The following is an 18,439-nucleotide window of genomic DNA, read 5'->3' as shown; positions in this document are numbered from 1 at the left end:
TTCAGCCGGCGATCAGCTCGTCCATGAAGGGCTGCTCCCCCTCGTCCAGAAAGGGATCGATCTCCTCCTGGCCCAGATCGAAGGATTCCGCCACCGGCAGGGAGGCCGGCGGCTCCTGCTGGAGAGCCGGCGGCTGCACCGCCTGCAGATGGCGGGAGGTGCCGGCGCGATCCAGACCCCGCAGGGCCGCCTCGATCCTGGCCAGGCGCTCTTCGGTATCCCCCAGGCGCTCGTCCATGGCGGCCCCATGGGTGGCCTCGAGGTCGGCGACCTCCTCCAACCGCGCACCGATGCGATCCTCGTGGCCCCCGAGCCGTTCCTCGAGCTCCAGCAGGCGGTAGGTGAGCGCTTCGGCCACCTGGGACAACACCTGCAGCTGATCGGCCAACCGGAGGGAGGAGTCCTCGGATGGGGACACAACAGAAGCCATGACGGCACCGGGATGATGGCCGGATGGTATCGGCGTGGGGCCGACCCGCCAGGGGTGGCCCCGGCAGGGGGATTTGTAACGATTCTGAAAACCCTGTCGTGGCGAGCGGACAGGCCCATAGGATCCGCCTTGCAGCCCATGATCGGGACGTTTCCTGCAGCCGTCCCCGAAGGCCTCTGCAGATCCGCCACTGCAGATTCGCAGTCGCAGATCCGCAGCTGCAATCCGCAGAGACCAAGCGCCCTGCCCACCGACCTTCTCTCCAACGCCTCTCCCCCGGCACCCACGCTCATGACACTTGCCAACGCTGCCTATCTGGGCATCGAGCGTTTCTCCAGCGACCGCAACAAGGAAAACTGGACGAACGCCACCGAAAACGACAAGGCCGCCCTGATCCGCGCCGTCTACAAGCAGGTGCTCGGCAATCAGTACGTCATGACCAGCGAGCGGCTCTCGGGTCCGGAGTCCCTCTTCAAACGCGGCTACCTCAGCGTGCGGGAGTTCGTACGCCAGGTGGCCAAGAGCGGGCTCTACAAGGCCAAGTTCTTCGAGAACTGCAACCCCTACCGCTTCATCGAGCTGAACTTCAAGCATCTCCTTGGCCGGGCGCCCCAGAACAAGGCCGAGATGCTGCATCACTTCACGATCCTGCAGGAGCAGGGCTACGACGCCGAGATCGATTCCTACCTCGACAGCGCCGAGTACCAGAACCGCTTCGGCGAGGAGGTGGTTCCCTACCTGCACGGCTGGGACTACTCCTCCGGCCAGCAGGGCCTGCAGTTCTCCTACATGCTCCAGCTGACCCGGGGTGTGGGCGCCTCGGTTCGGGGCGATCTGCTCAAGAACCAGTCGCGCCTCAACCCCTCGGTGCATGCGGAAGCCCCCATGCCGGTGGTGAGCCCCAACGCTCGCGGCAGCGTCTTCCGCAAGGTCTCCACCGACGGCGTCACCCGCCAGGGCGTGGGCGCCGGTGAAGAGGGACGCACCTTCCGGGTCGAGATCTCCGGCTTCAACAACTACCGCCTGCACAAGCGCAGCAACCGGGTGCGCTTCATCCCCTTCAACAAGCTGCTCCAGACCCAGCAGCAGATCCTCCGCGAAGGCGGCCGCATCGCCAGCATCACCCCGGTCAACTGAGCCGGGCTCCCGTTCAGCCTTACCCCCCTACCCCTCCGAATCCATGAAGGTTTCCGCAGGTACCCGAGGCACCGGCCTCAACAGTTCCCGCCAGGTGGCGTTCACCGTCACCGGCGTCAACAACAACGACTACTCCCGCACCGCGGACATGGTCATGAACGTGCCGTTCACCCGCATGAACGAGACCATGCGTCTCGTCCACGCCATGGGCGGCAAGATCGTCAGCGTCTCCGTGACCGGCGGCGGTACGGGCGCCGAGGCGCCGGCCCCCCGCAAGGGCAAGGCGAAGGCCGAAGGCTGAGGCCAGCCCAGGACCAGACCACAGTCCGGCCTTTCGATGGGGCCCCCTCCGAGGGGGCCCTTTTTCATGGGCCCCTGTTCATGGGCCGGGTGCATGGGCCGGGTGCATGGGCCGGGTGCATGGGCCGGATTCGAGACTCGGGACACCGGGCATTACACCCATCCGCTGGATGAACCGTCCAGCCTGAACCCCAGCGGCCGGCCAGATGGCCAGAACCATTGCGGCCGTTTGGATCCAGGCGGTGGTGACCATTTATTAAGGCACCCCCATCCACCGGACGCCTTCCCCAACAATAGGTAGGTCTTTCGGAGCGATGCCCGGCCCTGGCCAGGCGATCATCGAAAGCAACGACGCAGTCGACGTCAGCCCTCCCCCCGGACTGACGCTCCAGACTCGACCCCCTTACCCACCCAATCCCGACGTTCGACGTCGAGAACAGGAGCTAACTCAATGTTCGACGCCTTCACCAAGGTCGTTGCTCAGGCTGATGCCCGCGGCGAATTCCTCAACGCTGGTCAGATCGATGCCCTTTCCGGCGTCGTCGCTGACAGCTTCAAGCGCATGGATGCCGTGAACCGCATCACCTCCAACGCTTCCAAGATCGTCACCAACGCGGCCCGCGATCTGTTCGATCAGCAGCCCGCCCTGATCGCCCCCGGCGGCAACGCCTACACCCATCGCCGCATGGCTGCCTGCCTGCGCGACATGGAGATCGTTCTCCGCTACGTCACCTACGCCGTCTTCACCGGTGATGCTTCCGTCCTGGAAGATCGCTGCCTCAACGGCCTCCGCGAGACCTACCTGGCCCTCGGCGTGCCCGGCGCTTCCGTCGCCGAAGGCATCCGCAAGATGAAGGACGCCGCCATCGCCATCGCCAACGATCGCAACGGCATCACCCAGGGCGACTGCTCCTCCCTGATGTCCGAAATCGGCACCTACTTCGATCGCGCAGCCGCTGCTGTCGCCTGATCAGTCGTCGACTGATCGTCGCCTCATCTTTCGGTTCACCTTCTCCTTAACACCCTCCCCATGAAGACTCCCCTCACCGAGGCCGTCGCAGCCGCTGATTCCCAGGGCCGCTTCCTGTCCAACACCGAGCTCAACGCCGCCTTCGGCCGCTTCGAGCGCGCCAAGAACGCCCTGGAAGCTGCCAAGGCCCTCACCGCCAACGCCGACTCCCTGGTGAACGGCGCCGCCCAGGCCGTCTACAACAAGTTCCCCTACACCACCCAGATGCAGGGGAGCAACTACGCCTCCGACGCCCGCGGCAAGGCCAAGTGTGCCCGTGACATCGGCTACTACCTCCGCATGGTCACCTACTGCCTGGTCGCCGGTGGCACCGGCCCCATGGATGAGTACCTGGTCGCTGGTCTCGACGAGATCAACCGCACCTTCGAGCTCTCCCCCTCCTGGTACGTCGAAGCCCTGACCTACATCAAGGCCAACCACGGCGTCTCCGGCGATGCCGGCGTCATCGCCAACAACTACATCGACTACGCCATCAGCGCTCTCGTCTGAGCTCTCAAGGCCATCGTTGTCTCGGGGTCCCCTTCGGGGGACCCTTTTTTTCTGGCCGGATTCACCTGTTGTGGCGTTTGCGGGCTCTCATCTGCTGTAACGATCGAACATCATCTTGAAATCCTGTGCGGACTTCCTCATAGGATCAGAACGGCGCACCGTACGCGTGCAGTCCTCCCCCTTCTGGCCCGCCATCCATGACCCTCGTCAATGCGCCCTATCTGGGCATCGAACGCTTCGCGAACGACCGCAACAAGGAAAACTGGTCAAATGCGTCCGATCAGGATAAGAGCACAATCATCCGCACCGTCTATCAGCAGGTGCTCGGACGCCAGTACATCATGGAGAGCGAGCGTCTCGAGGGTGCTGAATCCCTCTTCCGCAACGGCTATCTGAGCGTGCGCGAATTCGTGCGTGCCGTGGCGAAGAGTGGCCTCTACCGTGCCAAGTTCTTCGAGAACTGCAACCCGTATCACTTCATTGAGCTCAACTTCAAGCATCTGCTGGGCCGTGCCCCCCAGAACAAGGCGGAGATGCTGCATCACTTCACCATCCTGCAGGAGCAGGGTGTTGATGCCGAGATCGATTCCTACATCGACAGCGCCGAATACCAGGAGCGCTTCGGGGAGGAAGTGGTTCCCTACCTGACCGGCTGGGACTACTCCGCCGGCCAGCAGGGTCGTCAGTTCTCCTGGCTGATGCAGCTGGCCCGGGGCGCCGCAGCTTCGGTCAAAGGAGACACCGCCGGCACCAACTTCCGACTCGGCAAGGCCCTGCACCAGAACCGCGCCGTTCCCGTGGTGAGCCCCAACGCCAAGGGTTCGGCCTTCCAGCCCAGCCAGGTGGCCAATGAATCGATCACCAAGATGGCCAAGGGCATCGGCCAGAAGGCCAAGGTGTACCGCATCGAAGTGACCGGACTCAACGAGTACCGCCTGCACAAGCGCAGCAACACCGTTCGCTTCGTGCCCTTCAACAAACTGCTGGAAGCCCAGCAGATGATCCATCGCCAGGGCGGACGGGTCGCCAGCGTGACCCCTGTGAACTGACGGTCAGTTCCACCGCTCAGGTCCACGGCCTTCTGCCTCCCGGCCCCTTTCGGCGTGATGCCGAAAGGGGCTTTTTCATGGCCTGGCTGCACCGGGATCGCTGCAGGATCGCAGCTCCTGAGTGTTCATGAAGGCACAGATCAGGTCCTAGATGGCGTGCCCAACAGGCCCACGACTGACCCCGGCCAGAGAAGGCCAACGACTACCGATGACCCTTTGTAAACTTCACGGATCCTGGCGCGATTCTTTCAGACAATAAGTCCGTGCCCAGCACAGGTGAACGTCCTTGGCGTTCCCACCCCCCTTACCCACCCCACCACGACGTTCGACGTCGAGAACAGGAGCTAACTCAATGTTCGACGCCTTCACCAAGGTCGTTGCTCAGGCTGATGCCCGCGGCGAATTCCTCAACGCTGGTCAGATCGATGCCCTTTCCGGCGTCGTCGCTGACAGCTTCAAGCGCATGGATGCCGTGAACCGCATCACCTCCAACGCTTCCAAGATCGTCACCAACGCGGCCCGCGATCTGTTCGATCAGCAGCCCGCCCTGATCGCCCCCGGCGGCAACGCCTACACCCATCGCCGCATGGCTGCCTGCCTGCGCGACATGGAGATCGTTCTCCGCTACGTCACCTACGCCGTCTTCACCGGTGATGCTTCCGTCCTGGAAGATCGCTGCCTCAACGGCCTCCGCGAGACCTACCTGGCCCTCGGCGTGCCCGGCGCTTCCGTCGCCGAAGGCATCCGCAAGATGAAGGACGCCGCCATCGCCATCGCCAACGATCGCAACGGCATCACCCAGGGCGACTGCTCCTCCCTGATGTCCGAAATCGGCACCTACTTCGATCGCGCAGCCGCTGCTGTCGCCTGATCAGTCGTCGACTGATCGTCGCCTCATCTTTCGGTTCACCTTCTCCTTAACACCCTCCCCATGAAGACTCCCCTCACCGAGGCCGTCGCAGCCGCTGATTCCCAGGGCCGCTTCCTGTCCAACACCGAGCTCAACGCCGCCTTCGGCCGCTTCGAGCGCGCCAAGAACGCCCTGGAAGCTGCCAAGGCCCTCACCGCCAACGCCGACTCCCTGGTGAACGGCGCCGCCCAGGCCGTCTACAACAAGTTCCCCTACACCACCCAGATGCAGGGGAGCAACTACGCCTCCGACGCCCGCGGCAAGGCCAAGTGTGCCCGTGACATCGGCTACTACCTCCGCATGGTCACCTACTGCCTGGTCGCCGGTGGCACCGGCCCCATGGATGAGTACCTGGTCGCTGGTCTCGACGAGATCAACCGCACCTTCGAGCTCTCCCCCTCCTGGTACGTCGAAGCCCTGACCTACATCAAGGCCAACCACGGCGTCTCCGGCGATGCCGGCGTCATCGCCAACAACTACATCGATTACGCCATCAGCGCTCTCGTCTGAGCTCTCGCGGCCATCGTTGTCTCGGGGTCCCCTTCGGGGGACCCTTTTTTCTGGCCGGATCCCGCCGGCCCCGGGGATGGCAGCATTCCCCGAGCCCCCTCGCACGTGCGCAGAGCCATGGCCGGTGACGGCGAACCGATCAGCGAAGCCGAGGCCCTGGAGCAGCTTCGCCAGACCGACGACCAATCCCGTCAGTACTACGCGGCCTGGTGGCTGGGGCGCATGCGCAGCCAGCACCCGGAGGCCGTTCCCCTGCTGCTCGCCGCCCTCACCCAGCGCCAGCCCCGGGATCCGGGTGCCGGTGTCGAGCACAACGCCGTGGCCCGCAATGCGGCCCGGGCCCTGGGCAAGATCGCCGACCCGCGGGCGGTGCCCGAATTGCTGGCGGTGCTCGACGACGCCGACGACGGCCTGCGGGAGGCCGCGGCCCGCTCCCTCGGCGAGCTGGGGGCGACGGCAGCGGTGCCTCTGCTGGTCCGCCGGCTGGCCAGTGGCCCCGACGTCGCCGGCGCCTGCCGCAGCGACAGCCCCCGGCTGCAGGAGCCCTGCGAAGCGATGCTGGAGGCCCTCGGGGCGATCGGGGAGGCCCGGCCGGAGGTGCTGGACGTGATCCGCCCCTTCACCGCCCACGACAGGCCTCTGGTCCGCAGCGCCGCCTGTCGCGCCCTGCTGCAGCTCACCGGGGAGACCCTCTGGGCGGATGAACTTCTCCAGCTGCTGCAGCATCCCCAGCTGCAGGTGCGCCGTGCGGCCCTGATGGATCTGGGGGCGGTGGGATGGCGGCCCGCCCTGGAGCCGATCCGGCGCACCTTCGCCGAGAACAGCCTCAAGCTGATCGCCCTGCGGGGGCTGGTCGAGCATGGCCGCGGCTCCGGCAGCGGCAGTGAGGCGGACAGCGATGATGAGGCCCTCCTGATGGCGATGGACGCCCTGCTGTGATGACGGCCGGAAGCGGAGATTCCCAGCGCGCAGCCGACCGGATCCGGGCCTTCGAGCGGGCCGGCAGCGCCGAGGAGCTGGTGGCGGCCACCCGCCTGCTGACGGACTGCGACGACCCCCTGGCCACGGTGCCCCAGCTGGTGCAGGTGCTGGGGTTCAACAATCCCGGGGCCGCCGTCGCCGCCGTGGACGGCCTGATCGCCATGGGCACGGCGGCTGTCGGGCCCCTGCTGGCCAATCTGGATGCCCACAACTACGGCGCCAGGGCCTGGGCCGTCCGGGCCCTGGCGGGCATCGGCGACCCGCGCGGGCTGGACGTGCTCGAGGACGCCCTGGCCACCGACGTCGGGCCCAGCGTGCGCCGGGCCGCCGCCAGTGGCCTGGGGGCCCTGCGGCTGGAGAGCCTGGCCGAGCAGGAGCGGGAAGGGATCCGCCTGCGCTGCCTGGAGGCCCTCGAAGCGGGCCGCAGCGACGGCGAATGGGTCGTGCGCTATGCCGTGGCCGTGGGGTTCGAGGGCCTGGCCCTGCCCCTGTCCCCGCCCCATCCCCACCGCCAACGGGCCGTGGCGGGCCTCAGCCAGCTCGTGCAGCCGGAGCAGGAGGAGACTCTGGTGGTGCGCCTGCGGGCCGGTGTGGCCCTGAAGCGACTGGACATCCAATGACCTCCCCTGATCCGACCGCCGGGACGAGCCGCTCCGAAGACGGCCGCCCCACCGGCATCCTGTTCGTCTGCCTCGGCAACATCTGCCGCTCCCCGGCCGCCGAAGGGGTCTTCCTGCACCTGATCGCCCGCCAGGGACTGGAGCAGGCCTTCACGGTGGACTCGGCCGGCACCGGTGACTGGCACGTGGGCCGCCCCGCCGACGCCCGTATGCGCAGCGCCGCCGCCCGCCGGGGCATCGTCCTGCCCAGCCGGGCCCGCCAGATCACGGCGGACGACCTGAGCCGCTTCGACCACGTGCTGACGATGGACCGGCAGAACCTGGAGGCGGTGCAGGGCCTGGCCGGGCGGGAGGAGCCCGCCGCCCGCATCGGCCCACTCACCCGCTACTGCCGCCGCTACAGCGTCGAGGAGGTGCCCGATCCCTACTACGGCGGCGAAGAGGGCTTCGATCGGGTGCTGGACCTGCTGGAGGACGCCTGCGGCGGCCTGCTGGAGGCCCTGAAGGCCGATCAGGGCCCCGGCCAGGGCACCCGCTAGGGCGCAGTCCCCTCCAGGGGGGACGGGCCCGGCCAGGCGTCCTCCGGCACCCGCTCGCGGAACAGGTCGACCAGCCGCTGGATCACGGCGTCGATGGCCAGGCCGTCGGTGACCAGCTCCACCGCGTCGTCCGCCTGGCGCAGGGGAGCTTCGGCCCGGCTGGAATCACGGTGATCCCGCTCGGCGATCTGGGCCTCCAGTTCCGCCAGGGCCGGCACCTCGAAGCCACGCTGGGCCAGATCCGCCGCCCGTCGACGGGCCCGCTCCGCCACCGTGGCCGTGAGGAACACCTTGCACTCGGCCTCCGGGAAAACGGCGGTGCCGATGTCGCGGCCCTCCGCCACCAGGCCGCCCCGCCGGCCCATGGCCTGCTGCTGGCGGGTGAGGGCCGCCCGCACGCAGGCGTGGGCGGCCACGGTGGAGACCTGCCCGGTGACCTCCGGGCCACGGATCGCCTCGCTCACCTCATGGCCGTTGACCCGCACCCGCTGCTCCCCGGCGGCGTCGCTCTCCAGCCGCAGGTCGAGGTCGGCGAGCAGGGGGGCGATGGCGTCGGGGTCGGCCGGGTCCACGCCCCGGTGGAGCACCCACCAGGTCAGGGCCCGGTACATGGCGCCCGTGTCGAGATAGACCAGGCCCAGGCGGCGGGCGAAGGCCCTGGTGACCGTGCTCTTGCCCGCCCCGGCGGGGCCATCGATGGCGACGATCGGCGGGCGGTTCATCAGAAAGATGTGATCGATCAGGCGGGTGCTGCCGCAGCGGGCGGCGGCGGCCAGCAGGGACATCCCGGCGGCGCCGGACACCGCAGCCAGGGTAAAGGGATGGACGAGCTGCACATACTCCACGCCGAGTCCCGCCGCCTCCAGCTCCCCGGTCACCGCCGCCGTGAGTGCCGGGGCACTGGCGGTGCCGCCCCGCCAGAGCGCCAGCGCCGCCCCCAGGGCGGCCGGCAGCGCCGTCGCCTGCTCACGCTCGGCGGCACTGAGGTAGCGATGGCGGGAACTGCAGGCGAGCCCATCCGCCTCCCGCACGGTGGCGCAGCCCTGGACCGTCACCGGCAGGGCCAGATCGGCGACGACGCGGCGCAGGATCGTGAGCTGCTGCCAGTCCTTCTCCCCCAGCAGGAGGCGATCGGGCCGCACCAGGGCCAGCAGGCGACAGACGACGGTGGCGACCCCCTCGAAATGGCCGGGGCGTCCGGGGCCGCACAGGGACCGGCGCAGGCCGGCCGGAGGGACCACCCTGGTGAGTTCCTCCTCGCCGTCGGGGAACAGTTCCGCCACGGAGGGGGCGAAGAGGGCCTCGGCGCCGGCCGCCGCCCCCAGGGCCGCATCGGCGGCCAGATCGCGGGGATAGCGGGCGAAATCCTCGGACGGCCCGAACTGGAGTGGATTGACGAACACGCTCAGCAGCACGGCGGGCCGGCCAGCGGGGACGGCCGCCGAGGCCCGCCGCAACAGCTGCTGATGGCCCTCGTGAAGGCTGCCCATGGTGGGCACGAAATGGAGCGGCCGCCCGGCCTGGCCGCGGCGCCAGTCGCTCAGGTCGGCCAGGGTCTGAAGCAGTCGCACCGGCACAAAGGAAAAGCCCATCCGCCAGATTGGCGGATGGGCTGATGGACAACGTTCCGACCGCGGCCGGAGCGAGGAGTCAGGGCAGCACTTCCAGCTTCACGTCGGCAATGCCACTGGCGGTGAGGCCAAGCTCCTTGGCGGCACCGTGGGCCAGATCGATCACCCGCCGACCATGGAAGGGACCGCGGTCGTTGATGCGCACCACGGCGGAACGGCCGTTCCAGAGGTTGGTGACGCGCACCATGGTGCCGAAGGGCAGGGTGCGGTGGGCGGCGGTGAGGGTGCCGGGGCGGAGCACCTCGCCACTGGCGGTGCGGTTGCCGAAGAAACCGGGGCCGTACCAGCTGGCCTCACCGGTGGTGACCCGACCGGCGGAAGCGACCAGGTTGCTGGCCGTGGGGACGGTGCGGATCTCTTCAACGAAGCGATCCCAGTTGGAGGGAAAGTCGGCGGGGCGAATGGCAACGGAACTCCCTGGCGCCTGCGGGGCAGTAAGGGAGCCGGCTTGGGCCGGGGCGATGCTGCTGGTGAAGAGGAGGGCGGCGGTGCCCAGGAGTTGAGTGACTCGCATGACAGGCGGAATGCACCGGCGGAGCAGACAGGCGGGGAAGGGACTTCCTCGGTGACTGCATTCGGACGTTGACGACAACCGGAACCTGAAGCGGTGTTGGCTGAGGTGAACGGGACCGAATGGGCCTGGCGAATTCCTTACAGAAAATGACGACCCCGGAAAACTATCCGAAGTCCGCAGGGCCCCAAAGCACCCCTGACGCCCCCTTGGATCGATCAGTTTTCTTCATCTTTGCCACCCTTCCAGGCGTCCACTGGCCTGACTGGCCCATCGGCGCTATCGAAACATCAGTGGATTTGATTGGTTTCATAAGCCGCGGCGATGGAAGTGTGGGCCAATCCCGGGATCGTCCACGCGGAGGGGCCATCCAGCGCCCTTCCGGCCCGTCGCGGCCCCGTGCCGATGCAGGATCGGTGCAGCGCTGACCCTTGCCCATGGACTACCGCTCTGCCGGCGTGGACGTGGCCGCCGGCCGCGCCTTCGTGGAACGCATCCGGGACAGCGTCGAGACGACCCGACGGCCAGAGGTGCTGGGCGGACTGGGGGGCTTCGGCGGGCTCTGCCGGCTGCCGGCCGGGATGAAGCGTCCGCTGCTGGTGGCCGGGACCGACGGGGTGGGCACCAAGCTCGAACTGGCCCAGGCCCACGGCGCCCACCACGGGGTGGGCATCGATCTGGTGGCCATGTGCGTCAACGACGTGATCACCAGCGGCGCCGAGCCCCTCTTCTTCCTTGATTACATCGCCACCGGCAAGCTCGGCCCCGAGGCCATGGCCGAGGTGGTGGAGGGCATCGCCGATGGCTGCCGTCAGAGCGGCTGTGCCCTGCTGGGGGGCGAGACCGCGGAGATGCCTGGCTTCTACGGCACCGGACGTTACGACCTGGCCGGGTTCTGCGTGGCGGTGGTGGAGGAGGACGAGCGGATCGACGGCACCCGGGTGACCGCCGGCGACCGGATCGTGGCGGTGGCCAGCAGCGGTGTCCACAGCAATGGCTTCAGCCTGGTGCGGCGCATCCTCGAGGCCGAGGCCGTCGACACCGCCACGCCGCTGCCCGCCACCGGCCAGGGGCTGATCGACGCCCTGCTCACCCCCACCCTTCTCTATGCCGCCCTGGTGAAGGACCTGCGCCGCTCCGGCCTGCCCCTCCACGCCATGGCCCACATCACCGGCGGTGGCCTGCCGGAGAACCTGCCCCGCTGCCTGCCGCCGGGGGTCCACGCCGTGGTCGACCCGGGCAGCTGGGAGCGCCCGCCCCTGTTCCGCTGGCTGCAGGAGAAGGGACAGGTGCCGGAGGCCGACCTCTGGAACACCTTCAATCTCGGGGTCGGCTTCTGTCTGGTGGTGCCGCCCGAGGCCCTGAGCGCCACCCTCGAGCTCTGTCGCTCTTCGGGCCATACGGCCTGGGAGCTGGGCGGCGTCGCGGCGGGCGACCCCGGCGAGATTCCCCTGGCCGGATTGCCGCACTGAGGCGGCTCAGGTCCTGATGCATCGCTTTTCCTAAGGTCGTCAGCGTCTTTGCCGACACGACCAGGCTCCCTCCCGCTCCGAAGAGTTCGTTGCCCGATGTTCGATACGTCCAGACGCATCACGCGCCGCCGCAGTTCCGCCGGCCCGATCCCGCCCCAGCGCCCCCAGCAGCCCCGTCCCCGCCTGCGGGACGCCGGTGCCCCGCTGCAGCGCGAAGGCACGGGCGGCCAGCGCCCCACCTTCCTGACCCTGCGGGACCACGGCAAGGTCTATGTGGCCGACCTGCCGCGGCTCTCCGACGGCCAGCTCACCCAAATAAATAAGGAGGCCCAGGACGTTCTCGACAGCCTCAACCGCCGTCTGCAGGAGCTGGAGGCCCAGACCCACCTGAGCGAGGCCGACCAGGACACCCGGATCCGGGCGACCACCAAGCGCGACATCACCCAGCGGTTTCTCAACTCGATCGCCCAGGAGCAGGAACTGCGGCGTTCCAACCCGGCGCTGCGGGCGGCCGCGGGCGAATCCCTGGCCCGCGCCTTCCTCGAACTGGCCCGCCATCGGCTGCCCGGCTCCACCTTCGACTCCCTGCTGCAGGAGGCCCTCAGCGCCTGCGGCCCCGGTGAGGACGGCGCCCTCAGCGGCGAAACGGCCGATCCCCAGGTGGTCCGGCTGCTGCAGCGGGCCGAAGCCCCCCAGCCGCGGCCGGCGGCCCTGCCGGTGGTGCTGAGTCCCGACCCGGCCGACGCCCTCAGCGCCTGAGGTCGTCAGCCGCTCTGGAACGGGTTGGCGGGCATGCGCGCCTCGCAGCGCAGCGCCACCCGGTCCAGATCCCGCCGTTCCTCCTCTTCAAGGCACCAGGTGGCGGCGGCCGCCGCCGCTTCGGCCTGATCGGGCCGGCGCATGCCCACCAGGGGCAGGGCGCCGTGGGCCCGGCACCAGTTGATCGCCACGGCCGCCATCGGGGCGTCGTGGACGCGGGCGATCCGCTCCATGGTCTGCAGCAGGGGCTGGATGCGGGGCCGCAGGCGCCGGAACAGCAGGCCCCGCGGTCCCGGAGGCAGCGCCGCCCGGGCCTCCCCCGGGGACTGGGCCAGCAGCCCCAGGGCCAGGGGGCTGTAGGCGAGCAGCTCGATGCCCAGCTCCCGGCAGACCGGAGCCACCCCCTGGTCTGCGAGCGCCTCAGGGGCCAGCAGGGAGAGCTGCACCTGCAGGCTGGCCAGACGCAGGCCGCGCTGGGCCAGCTGTTCGTGCACCCGGCGCAGACGGCGGGGCCCCAGGTTGGAGACCCCCAGGCTGCCCACCCGGCCCTCTGCCACCAGATCCGCCAGTCCCTCCAGCAGGGCCCCCTCCTGCCAGGGGGCATAGCGGGCCGTGCTCCAGTGCAGTTGCACCCTGTCCAGGTGGCCCCTCAGCCGCCGCCGGGACGCCTCAAAGGCCCGATCGAACCCGCTGCGGCCCAGGCGCCAGGGGAACGGGGCCAGCTTGGTGGCCACGGTCAGCCGCTGGCGCCGGGCCGGCGGCAGGGCCTCGACGAACTCGCCCAGGAGCGACTCGCTGCGTCCCCCGTAGCGGCCGGTGCCATAGGAATCGGCCGTATCGAAGAACGTCAGCCCCAGCTCCACCGCGCGGCGGAAGCAGGCGGCCAGGGTCTCGTCCTGGGCGGGGTCGTACCCCCAGAGGAACTGGTTGCCCCAGGCCCAGGTGCCGACCCCGACCCCGGGGACGGACGACTCCGGAGCGGGCAGGATGGCGGCAGGGTCGGCCATGGCGATCACGCAGGTCCCGGTCCGTAGCCATGATCGATCCGATCCTCCCCCCGGGGACACGCGATGACCAATCCAGCGGCCCTCGGGCCGGCGCCCTCCCCGGCCAGGCCCGCCGCCGACCAGCCCGCCGCAGCCACGCCCCCTGGCCCCGCCGCCGATCCGGTGCTCTGCCACCACTGCGGCCGGACCGCCAGCAACGGGATCAGCTGCCAGGGCATCTGCGTCGCCGATTCGGGCTATTGAAGCTCCGGCCGGGCCTGGCGGGACTGGCCTTGCTGGTGGTCCTGGGCGTCCTCTGGGCGCCCCTGGGGGCCCGGGAACTGTCCGGCGACGATTTCGGTCGCTGGGAAAGGCCCCTGCGCCGCTGCCGCGTCATCACCCCCTCCGGCACGGGCCCGGTGCCGCCCCCGGCCAGCTGCCGCCTGCTGCGGCTGGACCAGCAGATGGAGGGTCTGCTCAGTGTCCGGTTCCTGCAGCCCGGTGGCGACCATTCCTTTCTCGACCGCCAGCTCGTCTTCGCCGGGGTGCTGGCGGAAGGCTCCGCCGCCATGGCCTGCCACCGGAGCCGCTGTGAGCCGCGCTGGCCGGTGCGGCTGCGGGTCAGCGCCGTGGGTCAGGCGGGATTCGGTGACGGGGAGGCGGCGCTCGGGCTGACCAGGGCCGAGCTGGCCAGCGGACAGTGCCTGCTCGACGATCGCTCCTTTCGCTGCGAGGCCACCGGCCCGGAAGGGCGGCAGTGGCGGGTGGAGGCCGCCCCCTGAGCCGACCGGGAGCGGGTGGGCGAGAGGGCGAGGGAGACGGAAATGACGATCGGCAACGAAGGCCACAGACAGGAACGCCGCTCTTCAGATTCTCTTTATGATTGATCCGTCCGGGAGATGGCCATGCCCCCATCCACGTCCCTGCTGGCCCTGGTGGGCGTTGTGGGTTTCGCCATCATCTCGCTGCTCATGGGCGTTCTCCCCTGAGAGGCAACGGCGGGTCGATCGAACGTCGCCGCTAGGGTGCCGACGACCCGCCGGACGGCATGTCGACCAAGGACGCCTTCACCCGCATCTATCAACGTGACACCTGGGGGGGAGGCTCGGGACAGGGATCCCGGCCGGAGTTCAACGGCGAATACATCGCCACCCTGCAGCGCTTCCTGCGCCTCAACGACATCGGCAGCGTCGTTGATTTCGGGTGCGGCGACTGGCAGTTCTCCCGCCTGATCCACTGGGGGGACATCACCTACACAGGCGTCGACATCGTCGATTCGGTGGTGGCGGCCAACCGCGAACGCCATGCCAGCGACACGGTTCACTTCCAGCTGTTCGAGGACCTGACCAGCCTCCCCCCTGCCGATCTGATCCTTGTCAAGGATGTGCTGCAGCACCTTCCCAACACGCTGGTGCGGGAGTATCTCGACCACTTCAAGAGCAAGTACCGCTGGCTGATCGTCACCAATGATGATCTGCCCCAGTCCAGACTCAATCAGGAGATCGATGCGGGCGCCTGGCGTCCCCTGCGTCTGGATCTCCCGCCCTTCAGCGAGCACTGCTCCACCCTGGCCCAGTGGGTCGTGCTGACGGAAGCCTCCATGAGTCTGCACAGGAAGCGGGCGGATCTGATCCTCGGGGAGGGACCACGCCGGCCGCCGGGCCGGCGGGACGATCAGGCCCCTTGAGGCGCTGATGGATTGGGGATCAGCCGGGCTGAGAATCAGTCAGGTTGATGACGGCGGTGGGACCTGGATGACGGCGGGCCGATCACCAACATCCGTTCACCAGTTACCGACTCTTTTGAGTGCGGTGTAATACTCGATGATGGCATCCTCCAGAATCGCTCTGGGTGTGGAGGGAAGCTGAATTCTTTCGCGATAGGCCTGGATCTTTTCAAGCATCTCCAGACATTCCTCGCTGAGCAGAGCCACGAACGGATCCGGCTCTTCCGGGGAATTGGCTGCCACCGCAGTCCTCATCGGCGTGTCCGGTGCAGTCTGCCACCCATGGGCGGTCACCGTGCCGGCCGCCCACGCACTGGGGAGCGGCCAGGAGACTCCCGGTTGTTGCAGAGGCGGCACCCAGATTCGAACTGGGGATAAAGGATTTGCAATCCTCTGCCTTACCACTTGGCCATGCCGCCTGCCGGGGAGCAAACTCCCCGCAGCGGATCGTATCAGCCATGGCATGTCCTCCCCCCGTCTGCTGGTTCTGAGCAACGGCCATGGGGAGGATCTGATCGCCCTGCGGCTGATCGAGGCCCTCAGGCAGCAGGCCCCCGGGCTGGAGGTCGACGTGCTGCCGCTGGTGGGGGTCGGCCAGGCCTACGCCGGCGCCGAGGCGGCCGGGGAGCTGCGGCGGGTGGGCCCGCGGCAGCCGCTGCCCAGCGGCGGCTTCAGCAACCAGAGCCTGACGGGGCTGCTGCAGGACCTGGCGGCCGGGCTGCCGCTGCTCAGCTGGCACCAGTGGCGGATCGTGCGGCGCTGGGGCCGGCAGGGTCTGCCGATCCTGGCGGTGGGCGACCTGCTGCCCCTGCTGTTGGCCTGGGCCGGGGGCGGCCCCTACGGCTTCCTCGGCACCCCGAAGAGCGACCACACCTGGGCCTCACCGCCTCCTTCCGGTTGGGGCCGCTCCCCCCTGGCCGATGGCTACCACCGGGCCAAGGGCAGCGAATGGGATCCCTGGGAATGGGCCCTGATGGGCCGGCGCCGCTGCCGGCTGGTGGCGGTGCGGGATCGCCTCACCGCCCGGGGGCTGCGGCGCCACGGGGTGCGGGCCGTCGCCCCGGGCAATCCGATGATGGATGGCTTCGCCCCCGCCCCGCCGCTGCCCCCCTGGCTGCAGGGACGGCGCCGCCTGCTGCTGCTGCCCGGCAGCCGTCTGCCCGAAGCCCTCGGCAACCTGCGCGGCCTGCTGGCGGCCCTGCCGCCGGCCGAGGGGTCCCCCCCGATCAGCGTGCTGCTGGCCACCGGCTCCCGTCCCGACGCCGCCGAACTGGCCGCCCCCCTGACGGCGGCGGGCTTCGTCCCCGGCACACCGCCGGAGGGCTCCGGGGCCACGGCCCTCTGGCGGCGCGGCCCCCTCGAGCTGCTGGTGGGTCCGGGCCGGTTCGCGGCCTGGGCGCCGCTGGCGGAGCTGGGGCTGGCCACCGCCGGCACCGCCACCGAACAGCTGGTGGGGCTGGGGGTGCCGGCCCTGTCGCTGCCGGGGCCAGGGCCCCAGTTCAAGGCCGGCTTCGCCCGCCGCCAGAGCCGGCTCCTGGGGGGAGCGGTGCAGCCCTGCCATGGCCCAGCCGAGCTGCGCCACCGGCTGCTCGCCCTGCTGGCCGACGATGGGGAGCGGGCCCGGCTGGGCCGCATCGGCCGGCGCCGCATGGGACCGGCCGGCGGCAGTGCCCGGCTGGCGGCCCTGATCCGGGAGCGGCTGCTGCCGGGGTAGGGGGATGATGGGGCCGACCGCCCCTTTGTCCTCCGCACCGATGCCCGGCATCCCCGACCGCAGCTTCAACGCCGCCTGCGGTCATCTGGCCACCCAGCTGGGCATCAGCCTGGCGGCGGCCCGCCGGCGGGTGGAGATCCTGGCGGCCAAGGAAGGGCTCCGGGACACGGCCGGCAAGCTGGCCCTGGCAGAACGCCTGCTGGAGGAAACCAGGGCCAGCGGCCTCGACCGGGGTCAGCTGTTCGACGGCCAGCTGCGCTCGGTCGGGGAAGACGACCTGTTCATGATCGAGGACTGAGCGCCACCACAGACGGGCCGCCCAGCGCGTCCGGGCTCAGTGCTCGAACACCTGGTTGAACCGCTGCCGGTCGAGGGCGGAGAAGACGGGCACGCAGGCGAAGCAGCGGCGAGCCAGCTCCCAGCGCTCCTCGCGGCGCAGCATCACCTCCAGCCTGTCCCGGGCGGCCAGCAGCCAGCGCACGTCACCGGCGGCATAGGCCAGCTGGGTGTCGCTGAGCTCCTCCACCCGGCCCCAGTCGGAACTCTGGGCCTGCTTGTCGAGCTCCACCCCCACCAGCTCGTTGACCACGTCCTTGAGGCCATGGCGCGGGGCGTAGGTGCGGGCCAGGCGGCTGGCCACCTTGGTGCAGAAGACGGGGTCCACGGCGATGCCGAGGTTCTCCGCCAGCGCCGCCACATCGAAGCGGGCGAAGTGGAACACCTTCTCGATGGCCGGGTTCTCGCACAGGGCCTTCAGCCGCGGCGCCTCGGTCTGTCCCCGGGCCACGCGGATGCAGCAGACGTTGTCGTCGTCGTCGCAGATCTGGACCAGACAGAGGCGGTCCCGCCCATGGATCAGCCCCATGGCCTCGGTGTCGATCGCCAGGGCCCGGGCCTTGCCGAACAGCTCCGCCCAGGCGGCGTCGAGGTCGTGGTCGAAGACGGCGAAACGGGCCGGCGGACCGGGGCTGGCACTGCCGCTGGAAGGGGTCTGGGCCATGGGGGAACAGGGGGGAGGCGGCCATCGTCGCCCACGGCGGCCGCCGACCGGGCCGGCCGGGCCAGAATGCGGGCCCGAAAGGCTTCGCCGCCATGCCCACCCTGGGTTCCACCCTCCTGCTCACCCTGCTGATGGCCATCGGCCTGGTCTTCTTTCTGAGGGCCGCCAGCAAGGACCGCACCACGGTGGTGGACGTGCACTCCCCCCAGCCGCCGGTGCAGGTGCTCGAGGGCCTCTCCGACTGGCTCACCGCCCGGGGCTGGCAGACCGAGGCCGGCGATCCCGAGCGCCAGCTGCTGCGGTTCCGCGGCCAGGTGCGCTCCAGCCTGCCCCTCGCCCTGCTGCTCTCGCTGCTGGGCAGCGTCGGGGCCGCCTGCCTGGGCCTGGTGCTGCGCCAGGTGCTGCCCTCCCTCGGCTGGTGGCCCCTGCTGCTGGCCCTGGTGGGGCCCCTGGCCGGGGTGGTCTACCGGCGCCGGGCCGCCCGGCCCGAAAGCCTGGAGATGCGCCTGATCAGCGGCGACAGCGACGGCGGCAGCACCCTGCGCCTGCGCGCCCACCGGGACGAACTGATCGCCATCGAGCGGGAACTGGGCCCCGGGCTCCAGCTGGCCAGCGACGGCTCCCTGCTCTCCTCGCCGATCTGAG

The 18,439-nt window shown here is 69.5% G+C and carries 24 protein-coding genes and 1 tRNA gene; 18 read left to right on the top strand and 7 right to left on the bottom strand.

All coding sequences use genetic code 11. The features are described from left to right. Window position 1: 1 nt before the first annotated feature. On the bottom strand, window positions 2-430 hold the full coding sequence (locus H6G99_RS11600) for a hypothetical protein (RefSeq protein WP_143594052.1): 429 nt from the start codon (window positions 428-430) through the stop codon (window positions 2-4). Between the two features lie 291 nt (window positions 431-721). Here H6G99_RS11600 and H6G99_RS11595 point away from each other — a divergent pair, with 291 nt between their 5' ends. The 10 genes from H6G99_RS11595 to H6G99_RS11550 all read left to right on the top strand — a co-directional run bounded on the left by H6G99_RS11595 (window position 722) and on the right by H6G99_RS11550 (window position 7,995). Further along, window positions 722-1,567 carry a phycobilisome rod-core linker polypeptide gene (locus tag H6G99_RS11595; protein WP_094585040.1) on the top strand — a complete coding sequence of 282 codons (846 nt, stop codon included), beginning with the start codon at window positions 722-724 and terminating at the stop codon, window positions 1,565-1,567. A gap of 43 nt (window positions 1,568-1,610) precedes the next feature. After that, window positions 1,611-1,868 carry a rod-capping linker protein CpcD domain-containing protein gene (locus tag H6G99_RS11590; RefSeq protein WP_094585039.1) on the top strand — a complete coding sequence of 86 codons (258 nt, stop codon included), beginning with the start codon at window positions 1,611-1,613 and terminating at the stop codon, window positions 1,866-1,868. A gap of 450 nt (window positions 1,869-2,318) precedes the next feature. Next, a complete protein-coding gene (cpcB, locus tag H6G99_RS11585) occupies window positions 2,319-2,837 on the top strand; it encodes a C-phycocyanin subunit beta (RefSeq protein ID WP_015109239.1) in 519 nt (172 codons plus the stop codon). A 60-nt stretch (window positions 2,838-2,897) separates the two neighbouring features. After that, window positions 2,898-3,386, top strand: coding sequence for a C-phycocyanin subunit alpha (cpcA, locus tag H6G99_RS11580; protein ID WP_015109240.1), 489 nt, complete (start codon window positions 2,898-2,900; stop codon window positions 3,384-3,386). 197 nt (window positions 3,387-3,583) lie between these two features. Further along, complete coding sequence (locus H6G99_RS11575) at window positions 3,584-4,435, top strand: phycobilisome rod-core linker polypeptide (protein ID WP_094585038.1); 852 nt, start codon at window positions 3,584-3,586, stop codon at window positions 4,433-4,435. Window positions 4,436-4,787: 352 nt separating this feature from the next. Then, on the top strand, window positions 4,788-5,306 hold the full coding sequence (gene cpcB, locus H6G99_RS11570) for a C-phycocyanin subunit beta (protein ID WP_015109239.1): 519 nt from the start codon (window positions 4,788-4,790) through the stop codon (window positions 5,304-5,306). Between the two features lie 60 nt (window positions 5,307-5,366). Continuing rightward, window positions 5,367-5,855, top strand: a complete 489-nt coding sequence (cpcA, locus tag H6G99_RS11565; protein ID WP_015109240.1) for a C-phycocyanin subunit alpha — start codon at window positions 5,367-5,369, stop codon at window positions 5,853-5,855. 117 nt (window positions 5,856-5,972) lie between these two features. Then, a complete protein-coding gene (locus H6G99_RS11560; RefSeq protein WP_190611613.1) occupies window positions 5,973-6,794 on the top strand; it encodes a HEAT repeat domain-containing protein in 822 nt (273 codons plus the stop codon). Beyond that, a complete protein-coding gene (gene cpcF / locus H6G99_RS11555) occupies window positions 6,794-7,456 on the top strand; it encodes a C-phycocyanin alpha-cysteine-84 phycocyanobilin lyase subunit CpcF (protein WP_190611612.1) in 663 nt (220 codons plus the stop codon). Before H6G99_RS11560 ends, cpcF begins: the two co-directional genes overlap by 1 nt. Beyond that, window positions 7,453-7,995, top strand: coding sequence for a low molecular weight protein-tyrosine-phosphatase (locus H6G99_RS11550; RefSeq protein ID WP_190611611.1), 543 nt, complete (start codon window positions 7,453-7,455; stop codon window positions 7,993-7,995). The genes cpcF and H6G99_RS11550 overlap by 4 nt, the downstream gene beginning before the upstream one ends. Here the strand turns inward: H6G99_RS11550 and H6G99_RS11545 are convergent. After that, the gene (locus tag H6G99_RS11545; protein ID WP_190611610.1) at window positions 7,992-9,587 is read right to left on the bottom strand and encodes a bifunctional pantoate--beta-alanine ligase/(d)CMP kinase; all 1,596 of its coding nucleotides are present in this window, start codon (window positions 9,585-9,587) and stop codon (window positions 7,992-7,994) included. The genes H6G99_RS11550 and H6G99_RS11545 overlap by 4 nt on opposite strands. A 58-nt stretch (window positions 9,588-9,645) precedes the next feature. Next, window positions 9,646-10,140 carry a septal ring lytic transglycosylase RlpA family protein gene (locus H6G99_RS11540; protein ID WP_094585033.1) on the bottom strand — a complete coding sequence of 165 codons (495 nt, stop codon included), beginning with the start codon at window positions 10,138-10,140 and terminating at the stop codon, window positions 9,646-9,648. A 434-nt stretch (window positions 10,141-10,574) separates the two neighbouring features. Between H6G99_RS11540 and purM the strand changes: the two genes are divergently transcribed. Together purM and H6G99_RS11530 are read left to right on the top strand one after the other, a co-directional pair. Then, window positions 10,575-11,609, top strand: a complete 1,035-nt coding sequence (purM, locus tag H6G99_RS11535; protein ID WP_190611609.1) for a phosphoribosylformylglycinamidine cyclo-ligase — start codon at window positions 10,575-10,577, stop codon at window positions 11,607-11,609. Between the two features lie 96 nt (window positions 11,610-11,705). Beyond that, the gene (locus H6G99_RS11530; protein WP_190611608.1) at window positions 11,706-12,368 is read left to right on the top strand and encodes a DUF8655 family protein; all 663 of its coding nucleotides are present in this window, start codon (window positions 11,706-11,708) and stop codon (window positions 12,366-12,368) included. A 5-nt stretch (window positions 12,369-12,373) separates the two neighbouring features. Here H6G99_RS11530 and H6G99_RS11525 read toward each other — a convergent pair whose 3' ends face one another. Beyond that, entirely contained in the window at window positions 12,374-13,375 is a 1,002-nt protein-coding gene (locus H6G99_RS11525; protein ID WP_190611607.1) for an aldo/keto reductase, read from the bottom strand. A 63-nt stretch (window positions 13,376-13,438) separates the two neighbouring features. On the opposite strand from H6G99_RS11525, the gene H6G99_RS11520 reads away from it, so the two are divergent. The 3 genes from H6G99_RS11520 (at window position 13,439) to H6G99_RS11510 (ending at window position 15,041) form a co-directional block, all read left to right on the top strand. After that, window positions 13,439-13,618 carry a DUF8639 family protein gene (locus tag H6G99_RS11520; protein WP_190611606.1) on the top strand — a complete coding sequence of 60 codons (180 nt, stop codon included), beginning with the start codon at window positions 13,439-13,441 and terminating at the stop codon, window positions 13,616-13,618. Continuing rightward, the gene (locus tag H6G99_RS11515; protein ID WP_190611605.1) at window positions 13,615-14,136 is read left to right on the top strand and encodes a hypothetical protein; all 522 of its coding nucleotides are present in this window, start codon (window positions 13,615-13,617) and stop codon (window positions 14,134-14,136) included. Before H6G99_RS11520 ends, H6G99_RS11515 begins: the two co-directional genes overlap by 4 nt. A gap of 266 nt (window positions 14,137-14,402) precedes the next feature. Beyond that, window positions 14,403-15,041, top strand: coding sequence for a class I SAM-dependent methyltransferase (locus tag H6G99_RS11510; protein WP_190611604.1), 639 nt, complete (start codon window positions 14,403-14,405; stop codon window positions 15,039-15,041). 96 nt (window positions 15,042-15,137) lie between these two features. Here H6G99_RS11510 and H6G99_RS11505 read toward each other — a convergent pair whose 3' ends face one another. Then, entirely contained in the window at window positions 15,138-15,323 is a 186-nt protein-coding gene (locus H6G99_RS11505) for a hypothetical protein (RefSeq protein ID WP_143594051.1), read from the bottom strand. A gap of 105 nt (window positions 15,324-15,428) precedes the next feature. Beyond that, a tRNA-Cys gene (locus H6G99_RS11500) sits at window positions 15,429-15,499 on the bottom strand. Window positions 15,500-15,543: 44 nt separating this feature from the next. On the opposite strand from H6G99_RS11500, the gene H6G99_RS11495 reads away from it, so the two are divergent. Next, window positions 15,544-16,794 (top strand): lipid-A-disaccharide synthase-related protein, encoded by a 1,251-nt coding sequence (locus H6G99_RS11495; protein ID WP_190611603.1) that lies wholly within the window; start codon window positions 15,544-15,546, stop codon window positions 16,792-16,794. A gap of 40 nt (window positions 16,795-16,834) precedes the next feature. Then, window positions 16,835-17,092: a DUF8658 family protein gene (locus H6G99_RS11490; RefSeq protein WP_094585026.1), complete on the top strand. Its 258-nt coding sequence runs from the start codon at window positions 16,835-16,837 to the stop codon at window positions 17,090-17,092. A gap of 36 nt (window positions 17,093-17,128) precedes the next feature. Here the strand turns inward: H6G99_RS11490 and H6G99_RS11485 are convergent, their stop codons facing one another. Beyond that, window positions 17,129-17,794: a ribonuclease D gene (locus H6G99_RS11485; RefSeq protein WP_094585025.1), complete on the bottom strand. Its 666-nt coding sequence runs from the start codon at window positions 17,792-17,794 to the stop codon at window positions 17,129-17,131. A gap of 92 nt (window positions 17,795-17,886) precedes the next feature. On the opposite strand from H6G99_RS11485, the gene H6G99_RS11480 reads away from it, so the two are divergent. Next, window positions 17,887-18,438, top strand: a complete 552-nt coding sequence (locus H6G99_RS11480) for a cofactor assembly of complex C subunit B (RefSeq protein WP_190611602.1) — start codon at window positions 17,887-17,889, stop codon at window positions 18,436-18,438. Window position 18,439 lies beyond the last annotated feature (1 nt).

It is taken from the genome of Synechococcus sp. FACHB-909, from assembly GCF_014698945.1.
Lineage (GTDB): Bacteria > Cyanobacteriota > Cyanobacteriia > PCC-6307 > Cyanobiaceae > Cyanobium.
Note: the sequence above shows the minus strand (reverse complement) of the source record. Positions and strands in the feature narration are given on the sequence as shown.

Excerpts from the sequence above, each read along its gene's own strand:
- H6G99_RS11600 (WP_143594052.1), bottom strand. The coding sequence starts at position 430 with ATGGCTTCTGTTGTGTCCCCATCCGAGGACTCCTCCCTCCGGTTGGCC.
- H6G99_RS11595 (WP_094585040.1), top strand. The coding sequence starts at position 722 with ATGACACTTGCCAACGCTGCCTATCTGGGCATCGAGCGTTTCTCCAGC.
- H6G99_RS11590 (WP_094585039.1), top strand. The coding sequence starts at position 1,611 with ATGAAGGTTTCCGCAGGTACCCGAGGCACCGGCCTCAACAGTTCCCGC.
- cpcB (WP_015109239.1), top strand. The coding sequence starts at position 2,319 with ATGTTCGACGCCTTCACCAAGGTCGTTGCTCAGGCTGATGCCCGCGGC.
- cpcA (WP_015109240.1), top strand. The coding sequence starts at position 2,898 with ATGAAGACTCCCCTCACCGAGGCCGTCGCAGCCGCTGATTCCCAGGGC.
- H6G99_RS11575 (WP_094585038.1), top strand. The coding sequence starts at position 3,584 with ATGACCCTCGTCAATGCGCCCTATCTGGGCATCGAACGCTTCGCGAAC.
- cpcB (WP_015109239.1), top strand. The coding sequence starts at position 4,788 with ATGTTCGACGCCTTCACCAAGGTCGTTGCTCAGGCTGATGCCCGCGGC.
- cpcA (WP_015109240.1), top strand. The coding sequence starts at position 5,367 with ATGAAGACTCCCCTCACCGAGGCCGTCGCAGCCGCTGATTCCCAGGGC.
- H6G99_RS11560 (WP_190611613.1), top strand. The coding sequence starts at position 5,973 with ATGGCCGGTGACGGCGAACCGATCAGCGAAGCCGAGGCCCTGGAGCAG.
- cpcF (WP_190611612.1), top strand. The coding sequence starts at position 6,794 with ATGACGGCCGGAAGCGGAGATTCCCAGCGCGCAGCCGACCGGATCCGG.
- H6G99_RS11550 (WP_190611611.1), top strand. The coding sequence starts at position 7,453 with ATGACCTCCCCTGATCCGACCGCCGGGACGAGCCGCTCCGAAGACGGC.
- H6G99_RS11545 (WP_190611610.1), bottom strand. The coding sequence starts at position 9,587 with ATGGGCTTTTCCTTTGTGCCGGTGCGACTGCTTCAGACCCTGGCCGAC.
- H6G99_RS11540 (WP_094585033.1), bottom strand. The coding sequence starts at position 10,140 with ATGCGAGTCACTCAACTCCTGGGCACCGCCGCCCTCCTCTTCACCAGC.
- purM (WP_190611609.1), top strand. The coding sequence starts at position 10,575 with ATGGACTACCGCTCTGCCGGCGTGGACGTGGCCGCCGGCCGCGCCTTC.
- H6G99_RS11530 (WP_190611608.1), top strand. The coding sequence starts at position 11,706 with ATGTTCGATACGTCCAGACGCATCACGCGCCGCCGCAGTTCCGCCGGC.
- H6G99_RS11525 (WP_190611607.1), bottom strand. The coding sequence starts at position 13,375 with ATGGCCGACCCTGCCGCCATCCTGCCCGCTCCGGAGTCGTCCGTCCCC.
- H6G99_RS11520 (WP_190611606.1), top strand. The coding sequence starts at position 13,439 with ATGACCAATCCAGCGGCCCTCGGGCCGGCGCCCTCCCCGGCCAGGCCC.
- H6G99_RS11510 (WP_190611604.1), top strand. The coding sequence starts at position 14,403 with ATGTCGACCAAGGACGCCTTCACCCGCATCTATCAACGTGACACCTGG.
- H6G99_RS11495 (WP_190611603.1), top strand. The coding sequence starts at position 15,544 with ATGTCCTCCCCCCGTCTGCTGGTTCTGAGCAACGGCCATGGGGAGGAT.
- H6G99_RS11490 (WP_094585026.1), top strand. The coding sequence starts at position 16,835 with ATGCCCGGCATCCCCGACCGCAGCTTCAACGCCGCCTGCGGTCATCTG.
- H6G99_RS11485 (WP_094585025.1), bottom strand. The coding sequence starts at position 17,794 with ATGGCCCAGACCCCTTCCAGCGGCAGTGCCAGCCCCGGTCCGCCGGCC.
- H6G99_RS11480 (WP_190611602.1), top strand. The coding sequence starts at position 17,887 with ATGCCCACCCTGGGTTCCACCCTCCTGCTCACCCTGCTGATGGCCATC.